At 48.3% G+C, this 989-nt stretch carries 1 protein-coding gene; it reads right to left on the reverse strand.

Translation table 11 applies throughout. The features are described 5' to 3' along the window. Positions 1-989, reverse strand: a 989-nt coding sequence (locus GFC01_RS17755) for a transposase (protein WP_152948477.1), incomplete at both ends; no start/stop codon positions are given.

The following is a 989-nucleotide window of genomic DNA, read 5'->3' on the forward strand; positions in this document are numbered from 1 at the left end:
ATGGTGCGCCCGTTCTTATTTTTGGTGCAGGTTTCTCTTAATTCGCAAGCCTGGCAGGCTTCCTTAGGAAAACGGTAAATCCAGGCCTGGCTGTTTTCATGGTAGGTTCTCTTGTCCGTAGTTATCCCTGCCGGACAGGTAACGGTTTGTTTTTCCGAATCATAAGTAAAGTTGCCCCTGGCTAAATCTTCGGAGATTGCCTGTGGATGAAGGGGAGCAACCAGCTGGATGCCCATTTCTTTTAATTGCTGCCGGTTTTCTCCTGTACCATAAGCTTTGTCACCAAACATTTTTTCAGGTTTGAGACCTGTTTCGGTAACTACTTCCTGTGTTTTTTCCACTACCGGTTCGCAATCGGAAACGTTTCCCGGTGTGACGGCAATGTTGGTGATGAACTTGTTTTCCACAGTTTCTGTAACATGAGCCTTATATCCGTTAAACTTTTTGGTTTTGGACTTGGCCCCGTGCCTGGCTTCCGGGTCAACAGCAGAAATAATCCGGTCGGGATGGGTTTCCTTGGTTTCCTTATAACCCTTTTCCGCCGGTTCGGTGTTTTCGTAGAGAAGGCGAACCAGAATACTTCTCCGGTAGGCCACCACCGGGTGAAGATCCCGATTATCCAGAAAAGCAATTAATGCTTTGGCATCTTCTACTATTTCGGTCAGCCGCTGCCGTCGGAGGGTTTCATCGGGTTCAGGTTTTATGGCCTTGGATAATTCTCCCTTCAAGTATTTGGTGATGTCCAGTTTCTCTTGAGCCTGGTGGAACAAGTCGTAGTGGCGCTTCTTCAGCTGGCGCAGGCAAATTCTGATTCCCTCCCGGATTAATTCTGAAGCGGCCGGAACCGCTACGTTGGCTATGATATGAAAAGAATCTGTGCGCTGGTTTTCGTTTTTCTTGATCAGCCCGGCATCGGTAATCATCTGTACCAGGGTGAAAAGGGCCTCTTTGTGTTGTTGGGACTCCAGCAGGCGGTCCCGAAAATTTCC

This window comes from Desulfofundulus thermobenzoicus, from assembly GCF_009428905.1.
Lineage (GTDB): Bacteria > Bacillota > Desulfotomaculia > Desulfotomaculales > Desulfovirgulaceae > Desulfofundulus_A > Desulfofundulus_A thermobenzoicus.